Origin of the sequence: Kitasatospora sp. NPDC101155 (genome assembly GCF_044768305.1) — a bacterium.
Taxonomy (GTDB): domain Bacteria; phylum Actinomycetota; class Actinomycetes; order Streptomycetales; family Streptomycetaceae; genus Kitasatospora.
Genome location: NZ_JBIWPN010000037.1, coordinates 1 through 14,554 on the forward strand (window position 1 = coordinate 1; position 14,554 = coordinate 14,554).

The window sequence follows — 14,554 nt, forward strand, 5'->3', positions numbered from 1 at the left end:
CCTGACCACTCCCCCCTCACCCCGGGGGTCGGACAGGGACCACCGGGGTGACCCGACAGGGCCCGGGCCCGCGCGATCCGCGTGGCCCGGGCCCTCTCGGGGTTGTGCTGCCCGCGCCGGGCGTTGTCAGGATGCGCACCGGGCCTGCCTTCCGGGGTCGCGCCCGTTCAGCGCGTGGCGGCCTCCTCCCGGGCGCGGCGGACGTCGTACGCGAAGAACCGCCGGACCGCGTGGCCGAGTTCGTCCGGGCCGGAGAAGCCCCGACGGGCCGTTTCGACCTCCGATGAGGTGCCGGGCCGACGCCAGTGGCGCAGGAAGAGCCTGGCGCACATCGCCGGCGGCGGGACGATGAGGCGGTGACGGGCCTCCTCGGCGGCCGCGTCCGCGCGGGCGACCAGGTCGCACCACTCGTCCCAGCGTTCGTCCGCGCGCAGCCGGGCCAGGGCCGCCGGCCGCCAGTCGACCGACTGCCATACCGGCCAGACCCGCACCATGAGGAGCCGGTTCCGGTTCGCGGCGGTGAGCCCGTCCACTTCCGCTGCCGTGAACCAGCGGGTGAGCGCCGGTGGCAGCGGCGCGTGGTCGTCGAGTCCCAGCCGGGCCCGCGCGTAGGCCTCGGTGGTCGCGCCCTCGGCGCGGGCGAGGTCGTCGAGCAGAGCGCTGAGGACCTCCTCGTGCAGCCCCGGGTAGTCGTCCTCGAACAGCCGGACCGCGTCCAGGACGTCGAGGTCGGACATCCACCGGCCGGGGGCGTGCTCGCGCCGGGTCCGGCGGGCCAGGGCCTGGGTGCGGCTGATCCCGGTGACGGGCACCTCCGTGGCGGCCGGGCCGGGTGCCGTGGTGCCACCGCTGCGGATCGCGCGCAGTGCCGACACCGCGTCATTGCGCTTGAGGTCCCAGAAGCCCGAGCCGATCATCTCCTCCAGCGTCCGCAGCGCGTCGTGGTCCTCCTCCCCCACGGCCCGTTCGAGGTCCTTCCACCCCCGGTGGGTGAACGGCAGGGCCTTGGCGGCCGCCACGATCCGCCGCCCGGCCGCCTCGGGAACGAGATCCGTCTCGGCGCCCTCCCGGCAGCCGTGGCGCAGGTTCACCAGCGCCACGGTCTGCGCCGGGTACCCGACCGCGGCGGGCCCGTGCAGGACGCCCACCTCGTCGTCCCCGTCGATCTCGCCGGAGGCGTACATCTCGTAGACGGTGCCGATGCCCCGCATGCCGCACGGGGCCAGTTCGGCGGCCCGCAGCGCGCCCATGCTCGCCGCGCCGAGGACGTGGGCGCCCTCGGTGATCACCTGGAGGATCTCCTTGTGGCCGACGGACCGGCGTTCGCGGAAGTAGCCGTCGATGATGACGGCGACGTCGCCCGGACTCCAGTGGTCCGCGAGGAGGTCACCGCGCCCGGCGGGCGGGCGCACCTCGGCGTCCGGGAGCACCGCGTGGACCTCGGCCGCGGACAGCGTCGGCCCGGTGTAGACCACCACCCTGGATGCGCTCACTACAACACCTCCGGACAGACGCGGCTTCCGGGCGCCACGACCTTGACGACGGGGACCCCGATCTCCTCCCGGGTCAGATCGACCAGGAGGGGCGGGTTGGAGAAGGCCTCGGCCGCCCGCTGGACGACGTACCGGAGGTCGTCGACCAGGCCGCCGCGCTCCACGGGCCGGTCGATCAGGTCGCCGAGGTCGGCGGCCGGGCCCCGGTCGCGGCTCAGCCGGCCGACGTCCACCTGGTCGAAGTCGTCCTGAAGGTCGTCCCTGGCTCCGGAGATGTACGCGAGCCGGGCCTGCGCCGCTTCGGTGACGGCGCGGGTCAGCGCGATCGAGGGGTTGACGTGGCAGCCGAAGCCGAACATCGCGGCCGGGTAGTCGTGGCAGGCCACCCAGGAGAGGAAGCAGGGCAGGCCGGTGGGCGACGGCACCAGGCGGACCTCCAGGGTGACGCCGGCGCGTTCGATCAGCGTGCACAGTTCCTCGGCCACCGCAGACCCGGACGTCCTCGGATCGACGCGCACGCCCAGCTCGCCGCCCGCCTTCACGGCCGCCGTCATCGCGTCCCGCTCGATCACCTCGCAGAGCGCGTGGAGCGCGGCCTCCACCAGGGTGTTGCCGCTGGCCAGGCCGTTGGTCGACTCGAAGAAGGCGGGCGGGTTCCAGCCCGCGTGCTCCACCAGGGTGAGCCGCACGACGTCCACGGGGACGAGGGTGGGCGCACCGTCGACCAGCGATCTGGCCGCCGTCCACTCCAGGGGCAGGCCGTCGTGCAGCACGCTCGGATCCGAGGGCGCCAGCGCCGCGACGTCGTAGCCCAGTTCCCCGCCCAGTGCCCTGCCGACGTCACGGGGAGCGGCCGTCAGGACGGATTCCACGGGCTGCTCGACGTGCCAGGTCTCGACGGACTCCATCACCGCCGACAGCCGAGCCAGCTCGGCCGTCACCCCTTTGCCCTGGGACACGGCGAGGGTGCGGGACAGCGGCCGGACGGCCTGGAAGGTCGGGATGCCGATGGTGTCGAGCCGGGTGATGTCGGCGATCCGGGTGACGCCCACCTGCTCCGCCGCCCGGCGTGCCATCTCCCACGTGGCCTCCGGGGGCCGGGCCCGGTTCGTCCCCGGCAGCCTGAGTACCGCCCGGTCCTGCTGCGAGGCCGCCCAGTGCGGGGACGGGTTGTCGGTCCGCGCGATGGCGGCGGCTGCGTCGTCGTTCTGCACGGTGATGGGACTCCCTGCGGGTCAGAGGTTCTGGGTACGGCGCAGCAGCGCCCGTCCGGCGACGGCGTTGGCGACGAGGGCGACAACGGCCAGCACCACCAGCGCGGGCCAGGCCTTCCCGAGGCCGAAGATCGCGGCGTCGCGCATCCCGTTGACCGCGTACGTCACCGGGTTCACCGTGGAGATCCAGCGGAGCACCTCGGGGAGCTGCTGCGTGGTGGACAGCGACGGGGCGGAGAACACCAGGACCGGGACGGACACGCTGGTGAGCACCATGAAGGTGCGGTAGTCGCTGATCAGGATCGCCGCCGCCAGGTAGAGCCCGTTGAAGGCCACCGAGGACAGCACCAGCGCCACCAGCAGCCAGGTCCACTGAGCGACGCCGAACGGGTAGTCGAAGAGGATCGCGGCGACAACCAGGGCCAGCAGGCTCTGCGCCAGCACCAGCGTGACCCCGGCGAGCAGTTTGCCGGCCAGGAAGCGCGACCGGCGCAGCGGCCAGCTCCACAGCTGGGTCGACACACCGCTCATCTCCTCCTGGAACATCGCCATGCCGGTCGTCCCGGAGGCGCTGACCACCGACATCGCCAGCACCATGGGCAGGAGGAAGACCGAGAACGGGAGCCGGTCGCCGCGGTAGGTGATGTCCCCGACGACGTTGCCGAGCGAGGTGTTGACCAGCAGCAGGTAGACGAGCATCGGGGTCAGGCCGAGGACGAGGTTCACCCGGTTGCGGGCGAGGAGCGCGTACTCGCGGTAGAACACCGCGGTGAAGTCGGCCGTCCTCCTCGTCGCGACCGGTGCGGTGTTCTCGAATACGGGCACGGTCACGGTGTCAGCCCTCGCTCCCGGTCATGCGCAGGAACACCTGCTCCAGTGAGTCTGTGACGGTGGAGACTCCCGAGACGGCCACTCCGGAGTCCTGGCAGTGTCGGGACAGTGGCGGCAGCACGTCCCGGACCTGCGCGTTCTCGATGCGCACCTCGGTGTCGTCGACGGCGGCGGTGAGCCCGGCCGCGTCGGCCCACTCCTTGACGACCTTCGCGCCGACCGCGTCGTCCACCTTCACCAGCACGTGCGCGGCGCCGAACTCCCGGACGAGCTCGCTCGGTTGGGCGAAGCGGACGACCTTGCCCCGGTTGACGACCAGGACGCGCTGGGCGTTGCGCTCCAGTTCCTCGATGATGTGGCTGGTCCAGATCACGGTCATGCCGTTCTCCTCGCGCAGCCACCGCACGAAGCGCTCGATCTGGTGCCGGCCGGCCACGTCCAGCCCGGCCGAGGGCTCGTCGAGGATCAGGAGCGCCGGGATGGTCAGCAACGCCCGTACGAGTTGCAGGCGTTGGCGCTGGCCGCCGGACAGCTGGAAGACGAGCTGCGAGAGCGCGTCCTTCAGACCGAGGAACTCGGCCACCTCCAGCGCCCAGGGCCGGGCGGCACGCCAGGACAGGCCCCGGAAGCGGGCGGCGATCTGCAGGTTGTCCAGCGCCGAGAGCATCTCGTCGTACGGGGTGGACTGGTGCATCGCGCCGATGCCGCTCTTGGCGGCGACCGGGTCACGGGTCGGGTCCGCGCCGAAGACCCGGATCTTCCCGGTGGTGGGAGGGGTGACGCCGCAGATCATCTTCATCAGGGTCGTCTTTCCGGCACCGTTGGGGCCCAGCAGCCCGATGGTCTCGCCCTCGGCGATGTCGAACGATATACCGTCGACGGCCGGTGTCGTTTTCCCCCGGTAACGCTTGGTCAGTTCTTCGGCGTGCACCACAGCATTCGCCACGATCCCTCCCTTCGCATTTCTCACATCGCGCTCGATCTCTTCTTGATCTCTTGTCGATCTCTTTCGGGCGGGTCGGCCGAGGTGTTCCCGGTGGACCCTACGCCGATCGGAGAACACGCAACCGGCCACTGCGGAAGCTGCCTTGGAGCTGCCGCCGATCTGCCGCGGCACGCCCGGGCCGAGTGGCTAGCATTCCTGACGTGAGCCGTTCAGGACATGCGGGGAACCACGACGGAAAGGCCGCCGTGGTGCTGGTGAATTGCGCGGGCGGCCGCGAATTGGAGATCGTGCGCGAGATATTGACGGGGCCGCTGGAAACGCCGACGATACTGATCCGGCAGGCCGACCTCCACTCGACGCCCATGGCACTCGACGTGGACACCGGCCTGCTGGACGTCGCCGGTCAGCGGGTCAGGCCGGCGGTCGTCTGGGTCCGTCACGCGGCGGCCTGCGCGCTCGTGGCGCAGGCCGAGCCTGCGGGCTCGGTGACGCCGCTGCAGGCGGCGGCCTGGTCCGGGTTCCTCCAGCAGGTGGCGTCAACGGCGACCACCGCCCTGCCCGGCAGCACCCTCGTCGGGCCGGGTCAGCTGGCGCAGGCCCGGCGGCTGGGCGTGCGGACTCCCCGCACGGTCGTCACCAACCACGTCCCGACGGGCACGCGCGGGCTGGGCACGCCGAGTGTGATCGTCAAGACCCAGGACTTCCGGTTGTTCGAGCCGGATCGGCGGAACTGGTCGAGGTGGCTGCCGTCGGTCATCGGTCCGGACCCGGTGCCGGGGGGTCATCCGGTCGCCGACGATCCGCTCGTCGGTCGTCCGGTCGTCGGTCATCCGGTCGTCGTCCAGGAGTACCTGGGCGGCGCCCGGGAGCTGCGGGTGTACCACCTCGGCGGCGGGATCTGCGCTTTCGAGGTCGACAAGCCGGATCCGTCGAGCCTGATGACGGACCCCGGCAGCGTCACGGTGCGGCGGGTCTCGTGCCCGCCGGCCGCCGCCGACGCGGTGCGCGCCCTGTGCGCCGCGTGGAACCTGCGCTACGGGGCGTTCGACCTGCTCGTCCCCGACACCGGGGAGCCGGTGTTCCTGGAGGCCAATCCGGACGGTGACTGGCTCTGGTTCGAACGCAGGGCGCGTTGGCACGGCGTCTCGTTCATGGCCGCCGTGATGGTCCGCGAGTTGTTCCTACGGACGTCGTGAGGAGACCGCACCGATGACGGCGATACGGGGTGTCGAGGTCTCCGCCCGGGACCTGCTGCTGGTGGCCATGCTGGCGCGGGGGCACACGACCGACCGCGTGGCCCGCGAGCTGCGGCTGAGCAGGCACACCGTGGGTGAGGAGATCAGCGTCCTGCTCGGGCGGTTCAACTGCCGCAACCGGGCGGAGCTGGTGGCCTACTGCTACGTCCACCGACTGCTGCCGATCGGCATCTGGCCGCCGCCGTGCGGCCCTCGTGAAAGGGATGTGTGAAGGGGATGGGTGTCATGTTCGATCCGCTGACCAGCCTGCGCGAAGCGGGGCTCCCGGTCGACCAGTTGAGCGCCGCGCAGCGCGAGGTGCTGGCCGGTCTGACCGAGGAGGAGACGGCCGTCGTCGCATCGGTCCAACGCCGGCTCGCCCAGGCGGAGGCCGAGCCGGACGCCGAGGTGTGGGCCCACGACCTGAAACTGCTCTGACCCCTGTCCACGACGATCCCCTGTCCACGACCCGCATCGACCCGCGTCACCGACCCCGCACCACGACCGAGCCCGGCCGGAGGACCACGCATGAGTCGCAGGTTGGTGGTCGTGCTCTTCCTCGACCTCGTCGGCTGGACCCGGCTCGCCGAGCACGTCGATCCGGAGCCGTTGCAGCAGCTCCTTGAGCAGTACTACGAGATCTGCTGCACCACGGTGGAGGAACACGGCGGAACGGTGGAGAAGTTCATCGGCGACGCCGTCATGGCGGTCTTCGGGGCGGACACCTCGCGGGAGGACGACGCGCTGCGGGCGCTGCGCACGGCCGTGCTGATCCGCACCGGGGTCGGCCGGCTGCGCGCACCGGCCGCCGACGTCGTACCGGTGGAGATCCACTGCGGCATCGCCGCCGGTGAGGCCCTGGTGACGCGCTCGGCCCGGGCCGGTCTGCGGATCGTCGGCGACGTGGTCAACCTCGCCGCGCGCCTGCAGTCCTCGGCGGTCGCCGGCGAGATCATCGTCAACGAGACCGTCGCCCAACTGGCGGGCCCGCACTACGCGATGGACCCGGTGCCGCCGCTGACGCTGAAGGGCAAGGCCGAACCCGTCGCCGCGCTGTGCGTGACCGGCGAGGCCGCCGTCGACGGGATCGGCGACGAGCCGCGCATGGTGGACCGCCGTACCGAACGCCGTCGGCTGCGCCGGATCTACCACCGGGTGGCCGGGGACCGGAGACCGGCGGTGGTGTCGGTGCTGGGGCCGGCCGGCATCGGCAAGACGCGCCTGGTCAGGGAGACCGTCGAGGGGCTCGTCGCGGCCGGGGCCGGGCCGGTCGCCGTGTTCGGCAACTGTCCGTCCTACGGGGCGAAGGGCACGTACGCGGCCCTCGTCGACGTCCTGGACGGGCTGGAGCGACAGGTGCCCGCCTGCGCGGAGTTGCTGCGCACCGACCAGCGCATCGCCGGGGTGTTCGACGGCCTGCGCGAGGCCTCGCCCGCGCGCCCCGCCACCGCCGGACCGGGCCCGGGGGTGGAGGAGGTGTCCTGGGCCGCGCGTGAGCTGCTCGCCGCCGCCGCGGCCACCCGCCCGCTCGTCGTGGTGTGGGACGACCTGGAGTGGGCGGGGCCTTCGTTCCTGCAGTTCATCGCCGAACTGACCGGCGCCCTGCGGGACGTCCCGCTGCTGACGCTCTGCGTGGCCCGGCCGGAGTTCGGCGGGCCGGACGGGCCCCGGCTCGGCGGCGACCAGGTGATCGACCTCGGCGCGCTGGACCCGGTCGACAGTGCCCGGCTGGTGGCCTCGCTGGCCTCGGGCCGCGGCCCCGGTGAGGTGCAGCTGCACGACCTCGGCCTGGCCGACCGGGTCGCCCTGTACAGCGCGGGCAATCCGCGGTTCATCCGGCTGATGGTGGAGTGGCTGGGCACCGGCCGGACGGTGGACGAGGTGCCGCCGACCATCACCGCCATGGTGGGCGCGATGATCGACCGGCTCCCACCGCCCGCCCGGCGGCTGCTGGGCGCAGCCGCGGTGATCGGTCCCACGTTCACCCTGGAGCAACTCGCCCTGCTGGACGAGACGGCGCCGGAGGGAACGGTGCGGGAGGGGACGACGCCGGACGAGACGGCGCCGGCCGCGACCGCCGACGCACTGGCGCGGCAGCAGCTTTTCCGCGCCACCGCGGACGAGGGCGGCTACCGCTTCATCCAGCAGCCGGTCCACGAAGTGGCGTACGGGCGGCTGGAGAAGCAGCAGCGCATCGCGTGGCACCGGCGCCTGGCCGAGCGCGGCTTCAGCCCCGGCTTCCACTTCGAGGCCGCCGCACACCTGCTCGGCGGGCTGCGCCCGGACGACTCGGAGCTGCCGCAGCTGGCCCGGCGGGCGGCCGAGGCGCTGCTCGCCGAGGGGACGGCGGCGCTGCGGCAACGCGACCTGCCGAGCGCGATCGAACTGCTGGAACGCGCGCTGGTGCTGGCGGGGCGGGGGCCCGGCCGGTGGCGGCAGGTCGCGGCGATCCGTCTCAGCGACGCCCTGATGCTCGCGGGGCACTCCGGGCGCGCGGTGGAGGTGGTCGCGGACGGCCTGCGGCACGGTCCCGACGCCCCCGGGCGACGGCTCTACCTGGTGCAGCGCTCCCTGCTGGCGGCGCGCCTGGGCACGGTCACCGAGGTGGGCGTCGAGGAGCTGCGGGCCGAACTCGACGGCGACACAGGCGCCCCCGGCGACACAGCCCACACCGACGGCACGGCCGACCCCGGCGACACGGCCGACCGGTTCGCCCGGTGCCGGTTCGAGCAGCTGCGAATGCTGCTCCACCTGTCACGCGGCCGCTTCGGGGCCGCCGAGGAGGCGGCGAGCGCCGCGCTAAAGCACGCCCGGGCCGCCGGTGACGCGTACGAGGAGGACCGGCTCCTGGTCGCCCTGTGCGAGGTCCGGCAGTGGTCGCCGACCCCGGTGCCCAGCAAACTGGCGGGCTGCGCCGAGCTCGTGGAGCGCTTCGCCGCCGACCGGTTCCTGCTCCTGCCCGCACTGGCCGCGCGGGCCCGTTGCCTGGCACTGACCGGGGACGACACCGGGGCCCGCGCGGCGCTGGCCGAGGCCGGGTCCGTCGTCGAACAGCTCCGGCTGACCATGGGAGGCGTCCTGGTCGACCAGGTGACCGGGCTGGCCTGTTCGCTGCGCGGTGACCACGCCCGGGCCGAACGGCACTTCCGCCAAGCGGCCGAGGCCCTGGAGGCGGCCGGCTACGTGTCGGTCCCGCTGGGCATGCGGGTACAGGCGGCCCGTGAGTGCGCCCGGCGGGGCCGCCTGGACGAGGCCGGCGAGCGGATCGCCGAGCTCCTCGACCGGCGCGAGGAGATGGACGTCCGGGGGCGGATCCTGTGCCTCTCGGCGGCGGTGCTGATCGCCGCCGGGCGCGGCCGCGCCGATCCGCTGCTCGCCGAGATCCCGGCCCTGCTCGACGGCGTCGACGACCCGTGCCTGCGCGGCGAGGTCTGCTTCGACCTGGCCCGCGCGGCCCGGCTGCTCGGCGACGAGGCCGGGGCCCGTGCCATGGCCGTGGCGGCCGTCGACAGCTACACCGCCGCCGGTGCGACCCAACCTCTGGAAACGGTGCGGAATTGGACGTGAACGGCGCGCCCTGGCGGCGTGAACGGCCGCAGCACTTCTCCGGCATGCCCGCCTGGAGCATGCCGTCCGACGGTGACCTCGGCGAGCCCCTGCCGACCAGCCTGTTCGACGGGATCGACTCCCGGTGGGCCTGGGCGGGCGCGAGCGGTGAGGGCATCCGGGTCTGCGTGCTGGACAGCGGCGTGGACGCGACCCATCCGCTGGTCGGGTCGGTCGAGCGGGCGTGGCAGGTGGTGACGGCCGAGGGCCGGGCGCCGCGGGTGGCGGAGTGCGAGCCGAACGACGACGCCGGGCACGGCACCGCGTGCGCGGGGATCATCCGCGCGATCGCGCCGCGGGTCTCGCTCAGTTCGCTGAAGGTCCTCGGCGACGGGAGGTCCGGCAGCGCCGCCGCACTGGTCGCCGGGCTCGCCTTCGCGATCGAGGAGGGCTTCGACGTGATCAGCATGAGCCTGTCGACGAGCAGGCTGGAGTTCCGCGGCCGCCTCAGCGAACTGTGCGACCGCGCCTACTTCCGCCGCACGACGATCGTGGCGGCGGCGCACAACCTGCCGATCGAGAGCTTCCCGTGGAACTTCGCCTCGGTGATCTCGGTCGCCAGCCACGCCGAGCCGGACAGCATGCGGTTCTACTACAACTCCGCGCCGCCGGTGGAGTTCCGCGCCCGAGGGGTGCGCGTCCCGGTGGCACGGCCGGGCGGCGGTACCGTCCGCAGCACCGGCAACAGCTTCGCCGCGCCGCACATCGCCGGGATCGCGGCCCTCGTGCTGAGCAAGCACCCCTGGCTCACGCCGTTCCAGCTCAAGACCGTGCTGTACCACTGCGCCGCAAACCTATCGGCCCCAGGAGGCAGAGAATGAAGCCCTTGCCACCCGATCCCGTCAGCGGGGCGACCGAGCGTCAACTGCTGCAGTCCGTCGTGTCGGTGGCCCGTTACGTCTACGGCGCCGCCGCGTCCTCGGTCTTCATGGTGAGCCCCGACACCGGTGAGCTGGTCTTCGCGGCGGTCGCGGGCGAGGGCGAACAGGGCCTGGTCGGCAAGCGCTTCGAGCCCGGCACCGGCATCGCGGGCTGGGTGGCGGCCAGCGGCCAGCCGCTGATCACCGACAACGTGGCCGACAGCGACCGGTTCGCCCACGACGCCGCGGCTTCCACCGGGTACGTCCCCACCAGCATCCTGGCCGCCCCGCTGATCGCGGACGGGGAGTGCATCGGCGTGATCGAGGTGCTGGACCGCCACGTCCGGCCGGCGAACGACCCCAGCCGCGAGCTCGACGACATCGAGCTGCTGGGCCTGCTCGCCACCCAGGCCGCCCTGAGCCTCGCCCTGCTCCGGCGCGGCGAGCGGACGGTGGACGCCGCGCCGCGGCTGGGCGAGCTGGTGGCCCGGCTGTCGGACCACGCCGTCATGGACTCCTCCGACCCGCTGGCCGCCGCGCTGCTGGGCATCTCCCTGGAGCTGCTGGACCGGCGGGCCCAGCTGGCGCCGAACTCGGGGTGACGGCCCGCGAAGACGCACCGCAGACGCAGCGCAGACGGATCGGCGACGCAGCGCAGACGGGCCGGCGACGCACCGGAGACGCACACGGAACGGGCCTCGTCTACCGTCCTGGCCCATGGTGCACAGTACCGAGACCGAAGCGCCGTTCCCCGAACTGCTCCGCCACAAGCGGGTCCAAGCCGGACTCACCCAGCGGACGCTCGCCGATCTGTCGACCATCAGCCCCCGGACGATCCGGGACCTCGAATCGGGCCGTGCCCACGCGCGGATGCAGACCGTCCGCCTGCTCGCGGACGCCTTGCGGCTGCACGGCCTGGCGCGCGACCTCTTCATCAGCTCGGGTTCGGGCGGCCGCTGCGGAGAGCCGGACGGAACCGACCCCGTCCTCGCCGCGCCTCGGGCCGTCAACGCCCTGCTCGGGCGCGACACCGAGGTGCGGGCGATGGCGCAGGCCCTGGAGTCGGGCCATCGCCGCATGGTCTCCGTCTCCGGGCTCCCCGGCGTGGGCAAGTCGAGGGTGGCCGCCGAGCTGGCCGCCCGGCTCGGCTCGCGCCGCGGCTGGCCGGTGCTGTGGATCGGGACCGGCCCACAGCCTCACGGCGCCGGCGGCACGGCGTTCGGCCCGTTGACGAAGTCGCTGCGCCTGCTCGTCGAATCGGGGGCGGCGGACGTCTCCGCGGTCTGCCGGCTGATCGGCCGCCACGAGGCGCTGCTGGTGCTCGACGGGGTCGCCGACACCGGCCCCCCGGCCGGGGTGGAGGAACTGCTGGCGTACTGCCCCGGCATCCGGGTGGTCAGCACCTCCCGGACGCCTTGGCAGGTCGCGGGCGTCCAGGCGACGGTGCTCCCACCGCTGGCCGCGCCGGGGGCGGAGTGGGACGCGACGGGGTCACCGGACGCGCTGACCGGCGTGCCGTCGGTGCGGCTGTTGCTGGACCGGCTCTCAGAGGTCCGGCCGGGGTTCGCGCCCGGCCGCGCCGACGCGGACGCGCTGGCCCGGGTCTGCCGACGACTGGACGGCCTGCCGGTCGCCCTGGAGGCCGCGGCCGGCCGGTTCGGGGTGCTGGGCCTGCGCCAACTCGCGGAGGAGCCCCTGCCGAGCCTGCTCGACCTGCCGGTCCCGGCCCGGTCCGCCGGTGCTCCCGGAACGATCGGCGGCCTGCTCGGGGGCGAGGTCGACCGTCTGGACGCCGCCCACCGCGCGATCCTGCTGGAACTGGCGCGCTGCGACCGGGCGCCGACCGTACCCGAGGCCGCCACGGCCCTGAACCTCCCGCGGAACGACCTCGTCGACGGCGTCGGCCAGTTGCTGGGCCGTGGGCTCGTCCGCGCCTCGCACGAGGAGTCGGGGACGCGCCTGCACCTGCCGAACCTGCTGCGGGCGCTGCTGCGGGCCCCCCGGAACCCTCGCGGGTCGCTGTGACCGGGACCCTCGATCTGGATCCGAACGCCCCGGAGCACCGCGCCGACCCGTACCCGCTCCTGCACCGGATGCGCCGACTCGCGCCGGTCCACCGCCGGGTGGACCGGGTGAGCGGCCGGGCGTCCTGGTACCTGACCCGCTACGCGGACGTGCAGCGCACCCTGCTCGACCCGGACCTCGGCCGTCAACTCACCCGGCTCCCCGCCGAGTTGGCCGCAGCCCACCGGCAGTGGGAATTCGACCCGCTGGCGATGGTGCGGCGCAACGTCTTCAACCTCGACCCCCCGGACCACACCCGGCTGCGCCGCCTGATCGCCCCCGCCTTCGGCGCCCGCACGGTGGCGGCGGTCCAGCGACGCGTCGAACAGGTCGTGGACGGGCTCCTGCCGGCAACCCGGGTCGCCGCCCGGGGCACCGGGGACGTGGTCGACGTCATCGCGGAACTGGCCCTGCCGCTGCCGGTCGTGGTCGTCGCCGAACTGGTCGGCTTCCCGATCGACGACCTGGCCGCGCTGCGCCGGTGGAGCGACGAGATGCTCCGGACCAGGGACCCGGTCCGGGTGCGCCGCGCGGGATTCGAGTTCATCGCGTACGTCGAGGAGCGGATCGACGAACGGCGGCGCCGCCCGGGCGCGGACCTGCTCTCCCGGCTCGTCGCGGAGCAGGACGGCGGCGGGATCAGCCGGGCCGAGCTGGTCTCCACGGTGTTCCAACTGCTCCTCGCCGGTGACGAGACGACGGTCAACCTGATCGGCAACGCCGTCCTGGAACTGCTGCGCCACCCCGACCAGTTGGCCCGGCTGCGCGAGCGGCCCGCGCTGCTGGACTCCGCGATCGAGGAGGTGATCCGCTTCAACGGCCCGGTGGGACACACCCGGCCGGTGTACGCGCTCACCGACGTGGAGATCGGCGGGGTGGTCGTCCCGCGCGGCGACACCGTGGTGCCCGTACTGCTGGCGGCCAACCGGGACCCGGCCGTCTTCGCCGAGCCGGACGCCTTCGACCTCACCCGCAGTCCGAACCGCCACCTCGGGTTCGGCCACGGCATCCACTTCTGCCTCGGCGCGGCCCTGGCCCGGCTCCAGGCCCGGGCCGCCGTCGGGGCCCTGGTGCAGCGCTTCCCCCGGCTGGCCCTGGCCGTCGACCCGGCCGAGCTGGACTGGACGCCGGAGCTGTTCCTGCACGGGGTGCGCCATCTACCGGTATCACTGGGAAGGGACTGACGACGTGATCGATCCGAAGGTGTCCGGGAACCTCTCCCGGATGGCGTTCGGCCATGCCACCTCGCAGATCATCTACGCGGCCGTCCGGCTCGGGGTGCCGGAGGCGCTCGCTGACGGGCCGCTGACGGCGGGCGAGCTGGCCCGGGCGGTCGACTGCGACCCGGACGGGCTGACCAGGCTGGTCCGGGCCCTGACGGTGCTGGGACTGCTCGACGAGGCCGCGCCGGGCCGCTTCGCCCTGGCCGAGCCGGGCCGCCTGCTGTGCGCCGGCCACCCGCGGTCGATCCGCGCCAGCGTGCTGCTGCTGGGCGACCCGGTGACGTGGCGGGCCTGGGGTGCGCTGACCGAGGGCGTACGGACCGGCGGCGCGGCCTTCGACCGGGCCCACGGCCGGCCGCTGTTCGACCACCTGGCCGACGACCTCGAACTGTCGGACCTCTTCAACGCCGCCATGGGCGAGGGCACCGAATGGACCGCCCGGGAGGTACCCCGGGCGTACGACTTCACGGGCGGCCGCACCGTGGTCGACATCGGCGGCGGGAACGGCACCCTGCTGGCGGCCGTGCTCCGGGCCGCCCCCGACGCCCGGGGGGTCCTGTTCGACAGCGCCCAGGGGTCGGCGGCCGCCGCCGAGACCTTCCGGGGAGCCGGGCTCGCACCGGACCGCTGGTCGATCGAAGCGGGCGACTTCTTCCGGGCGGTGCCGCGGGGCGACGTGCTGCTGATGAAGGGCATCCTGCACGACTGGGACGACGAGCGCTGCGCCGCGCTGCTGCGCAACTGCCGGAAGGCGATCGCCCCGGACGGACGCCTGCTGGTGGTGGAGCCCGTCCTGCCCGACCGGCTGGACGCCCAGGAGGCCGCCGGCGTCGTCATGAGCGACATCGCGATGCTGGTCTACACCGGGGGCCGGGAGCGCAGCCGGGACGAGTTCCGGGCGCTGCTCGCCGACGGCGGTTTCCGACTCCTCGACGTCACCCGGCGGTTGGCGGCCACGCCGGTCCGGATCCTGGTCGCGGCCCCGGACTGACCGGGGCCGGCGGCCCGGCCGGCCGGGAGCGGCCGGGTGGAGCGGTTCGACGGAGCAGTGCGGCGGAGCAGTGCGGCGGAGCGGGTCGGCT

13 protein-coding genes are annotated in these 14,554 nt (G+C 73.7%); 9 read left to right on the top strand and 4 right to left on the bottom strand.

All coding sequences use genetic code 11. The features are described from left to right. Positions 1-167: 167 nt before the first annotated feature. Genes ACIRYZ_RS35055 through ACIRYZ_RS35070 form a run of 4 tightly spaced genes read right to left on the bottom strand, consistent with a single transcriptional unit; the run spans position 168 to position 4,484 of the window. Entirely contained in the window at positions 168-1,493 is a 1,326-nt protein-coding gene (locus ACIRYZ_RS35055) for a TfuA-like protein (RefSeq protein WP_402952185.1), read from the bottom strand. After that, complete coding sequence (locus ACIRYZ_RS35060) at positions 1,493-2,707, bottom strand: YcaO-like family protein (protein WP_402952186.1); 1,215 nt, start codon at positions 2,705-2,707, stop codon at positions 1,493-1,495. Before ACIRYZ_RS35060 ends, ACIRYZ_RS35055 begins: the two co-directional genes overlap by 1 nt. Before the next feature lie 21 nt (positions 2,708-2,728). Next, positions 2,729-3,538, bottom strand: coding sequence for an ABC transporter permease (locus tag ACIRYZ_RS35065; protein WP_402952188.1), 810 nt, complete (start codon positions 3,536-3,538; stop codon positions 2,729-2,731). A 4-nt stretch (positions 3,539-3,542) separates the two neighbouring features. After that, entirely contained in the window at positions 3,543-4,484 is a 942-nt protein-coding gene (locus tag ACIRYZ_RS35070) for an ABC transporter ATP-binding protein (protein ID WP_402952189.1), read from the bottom strand. Positions 4,485-4,684: 200 nt separating this feature from the next. Between ACIRYZ_RS35070 and ACIRYZ_RS35075 the strand changes: the two genes are divergently transcribed. From ACIRYZ_RS35075 to ACIRYZ_RS35115, 9 genes are all read left to right on the top strand, one after another. Beyond that, the gene (locus tag ACIRYZ_RS35075) at positions 4,685-5,680 is read left to right on the top strand and encodes a hypothetical protein (RefSeq protein WP_402952191.1); all 996 of its coding nucleotides are present in this window, start codon (positions 4,685-4,687) and stop codon (positions 5,678-5,680) included. A 13-nt stretch (positions 5,681-5,693) separates the two neighbouring features. Further along, complete coding sequence (locus tag ACIRYZ_RS35080) at positions 5,694-5,951, top strand: LuxR C-terminal-related transcriptional regulator (protein ID WP_402952193.1); 258 nt, start codon at positions 5,694-5,696, stop codon at positions 5,949-5,951. A 14-nt stretch (positions 5,952-5,965) separates the two neighbouring features. Next, the gene (locus ACIRYZ_RS35085; protein ID WP_402952194.1) at positions 5,966-6,157 is read left to right on the top strand and encodes an aroma-sacti cluster domain-containing protein; all 192 of its coding nucleotides are present in this window, start codon (positions 5,966-5,968) and stop codon (positions 6,155-6,157) included. Positions 6,158-6,247: 90 nt separating this feature from the next. Continuing rightward, positions 6,248-9,286: an AAA family ATPase gene (locus tag ACIRYZ_RS35090; RefSeq protein WP_402952196.1), complete on the top strand. Its 3,039-nt coding sequence runs from the start codon at positions 6,248-6,250 to the stop codon at positions 9,284-9,286. Then, a complete protein-coding gene (locus ACIRYZ_RS35095) occupies positions 9,283-10,146 on the top strand; it encodes a S8 family serine peptidase (RefSeq protein WP_402952198.1) in 864 nt (287 codons plus the stop codon). Before ACIRYZ_RS35090 ends, ACIRYZ_RS35095 begins: the two co-directional genes overlap by 4 nt. Continuing rightward, positions 10,143-10,787 (top strand): GAF domain-containing protein, encoded by a 645-nt coding sequence (locus ACIRYZ_RS35100; RefSeq protein ID WP_402952200.1) that lies wholly within the window; start codon positions 10,143-10,145, stop codon positions 10,785-10,787. The genes ACIRYZ_RS35095 and ACIRYZ_RS35100 overlap by 4 nt, the downstream gene beginning before the upstream one ends. Before the next feature lie 115 nt (positions 10,788-10,902). Beyond that, positions 10,903-12,210, top strand: coding sequence for a helix-turn-helix domain-containing protein (locus ACIRYZ_RS35105; protein WP_402952201.1), 1,308 nt, complete (start codon positions 10,903-10,905; stop codon positions 12,208-12,210). Beyond that, the gene (locus tag ACIRYZ_RS35110; RefSeq protein WP_402952203.1) at positions 12,207-13,433 is read left to right on the top strand and encodes a cytochrome P450; all 1,227 of its coding nucleotides are present in this window, start codon (positions 12,207-12,209) and stop codon (positions 13,431-13,433) included. Before ACIRYZ_RS35105 ends, ACIRYZ_RS35110 begins: the two co-directional genes overlap by 4 nt. 4 nt (positions 13,434-13,437) lie before the next feature. Continuing rightward, on the top strand, positions 13,438-14,463 hold the full coding sequence (locus ACIRYZ_RS35115; protein ID WP_402952205.1) for a methyltransferase: 1,026 nt from the start codon (positions 13,438-13,440) through the stop codon (positions 14,461-14,463). Positions 14,464-14,554: the final 91 nt, after the last annotated feature.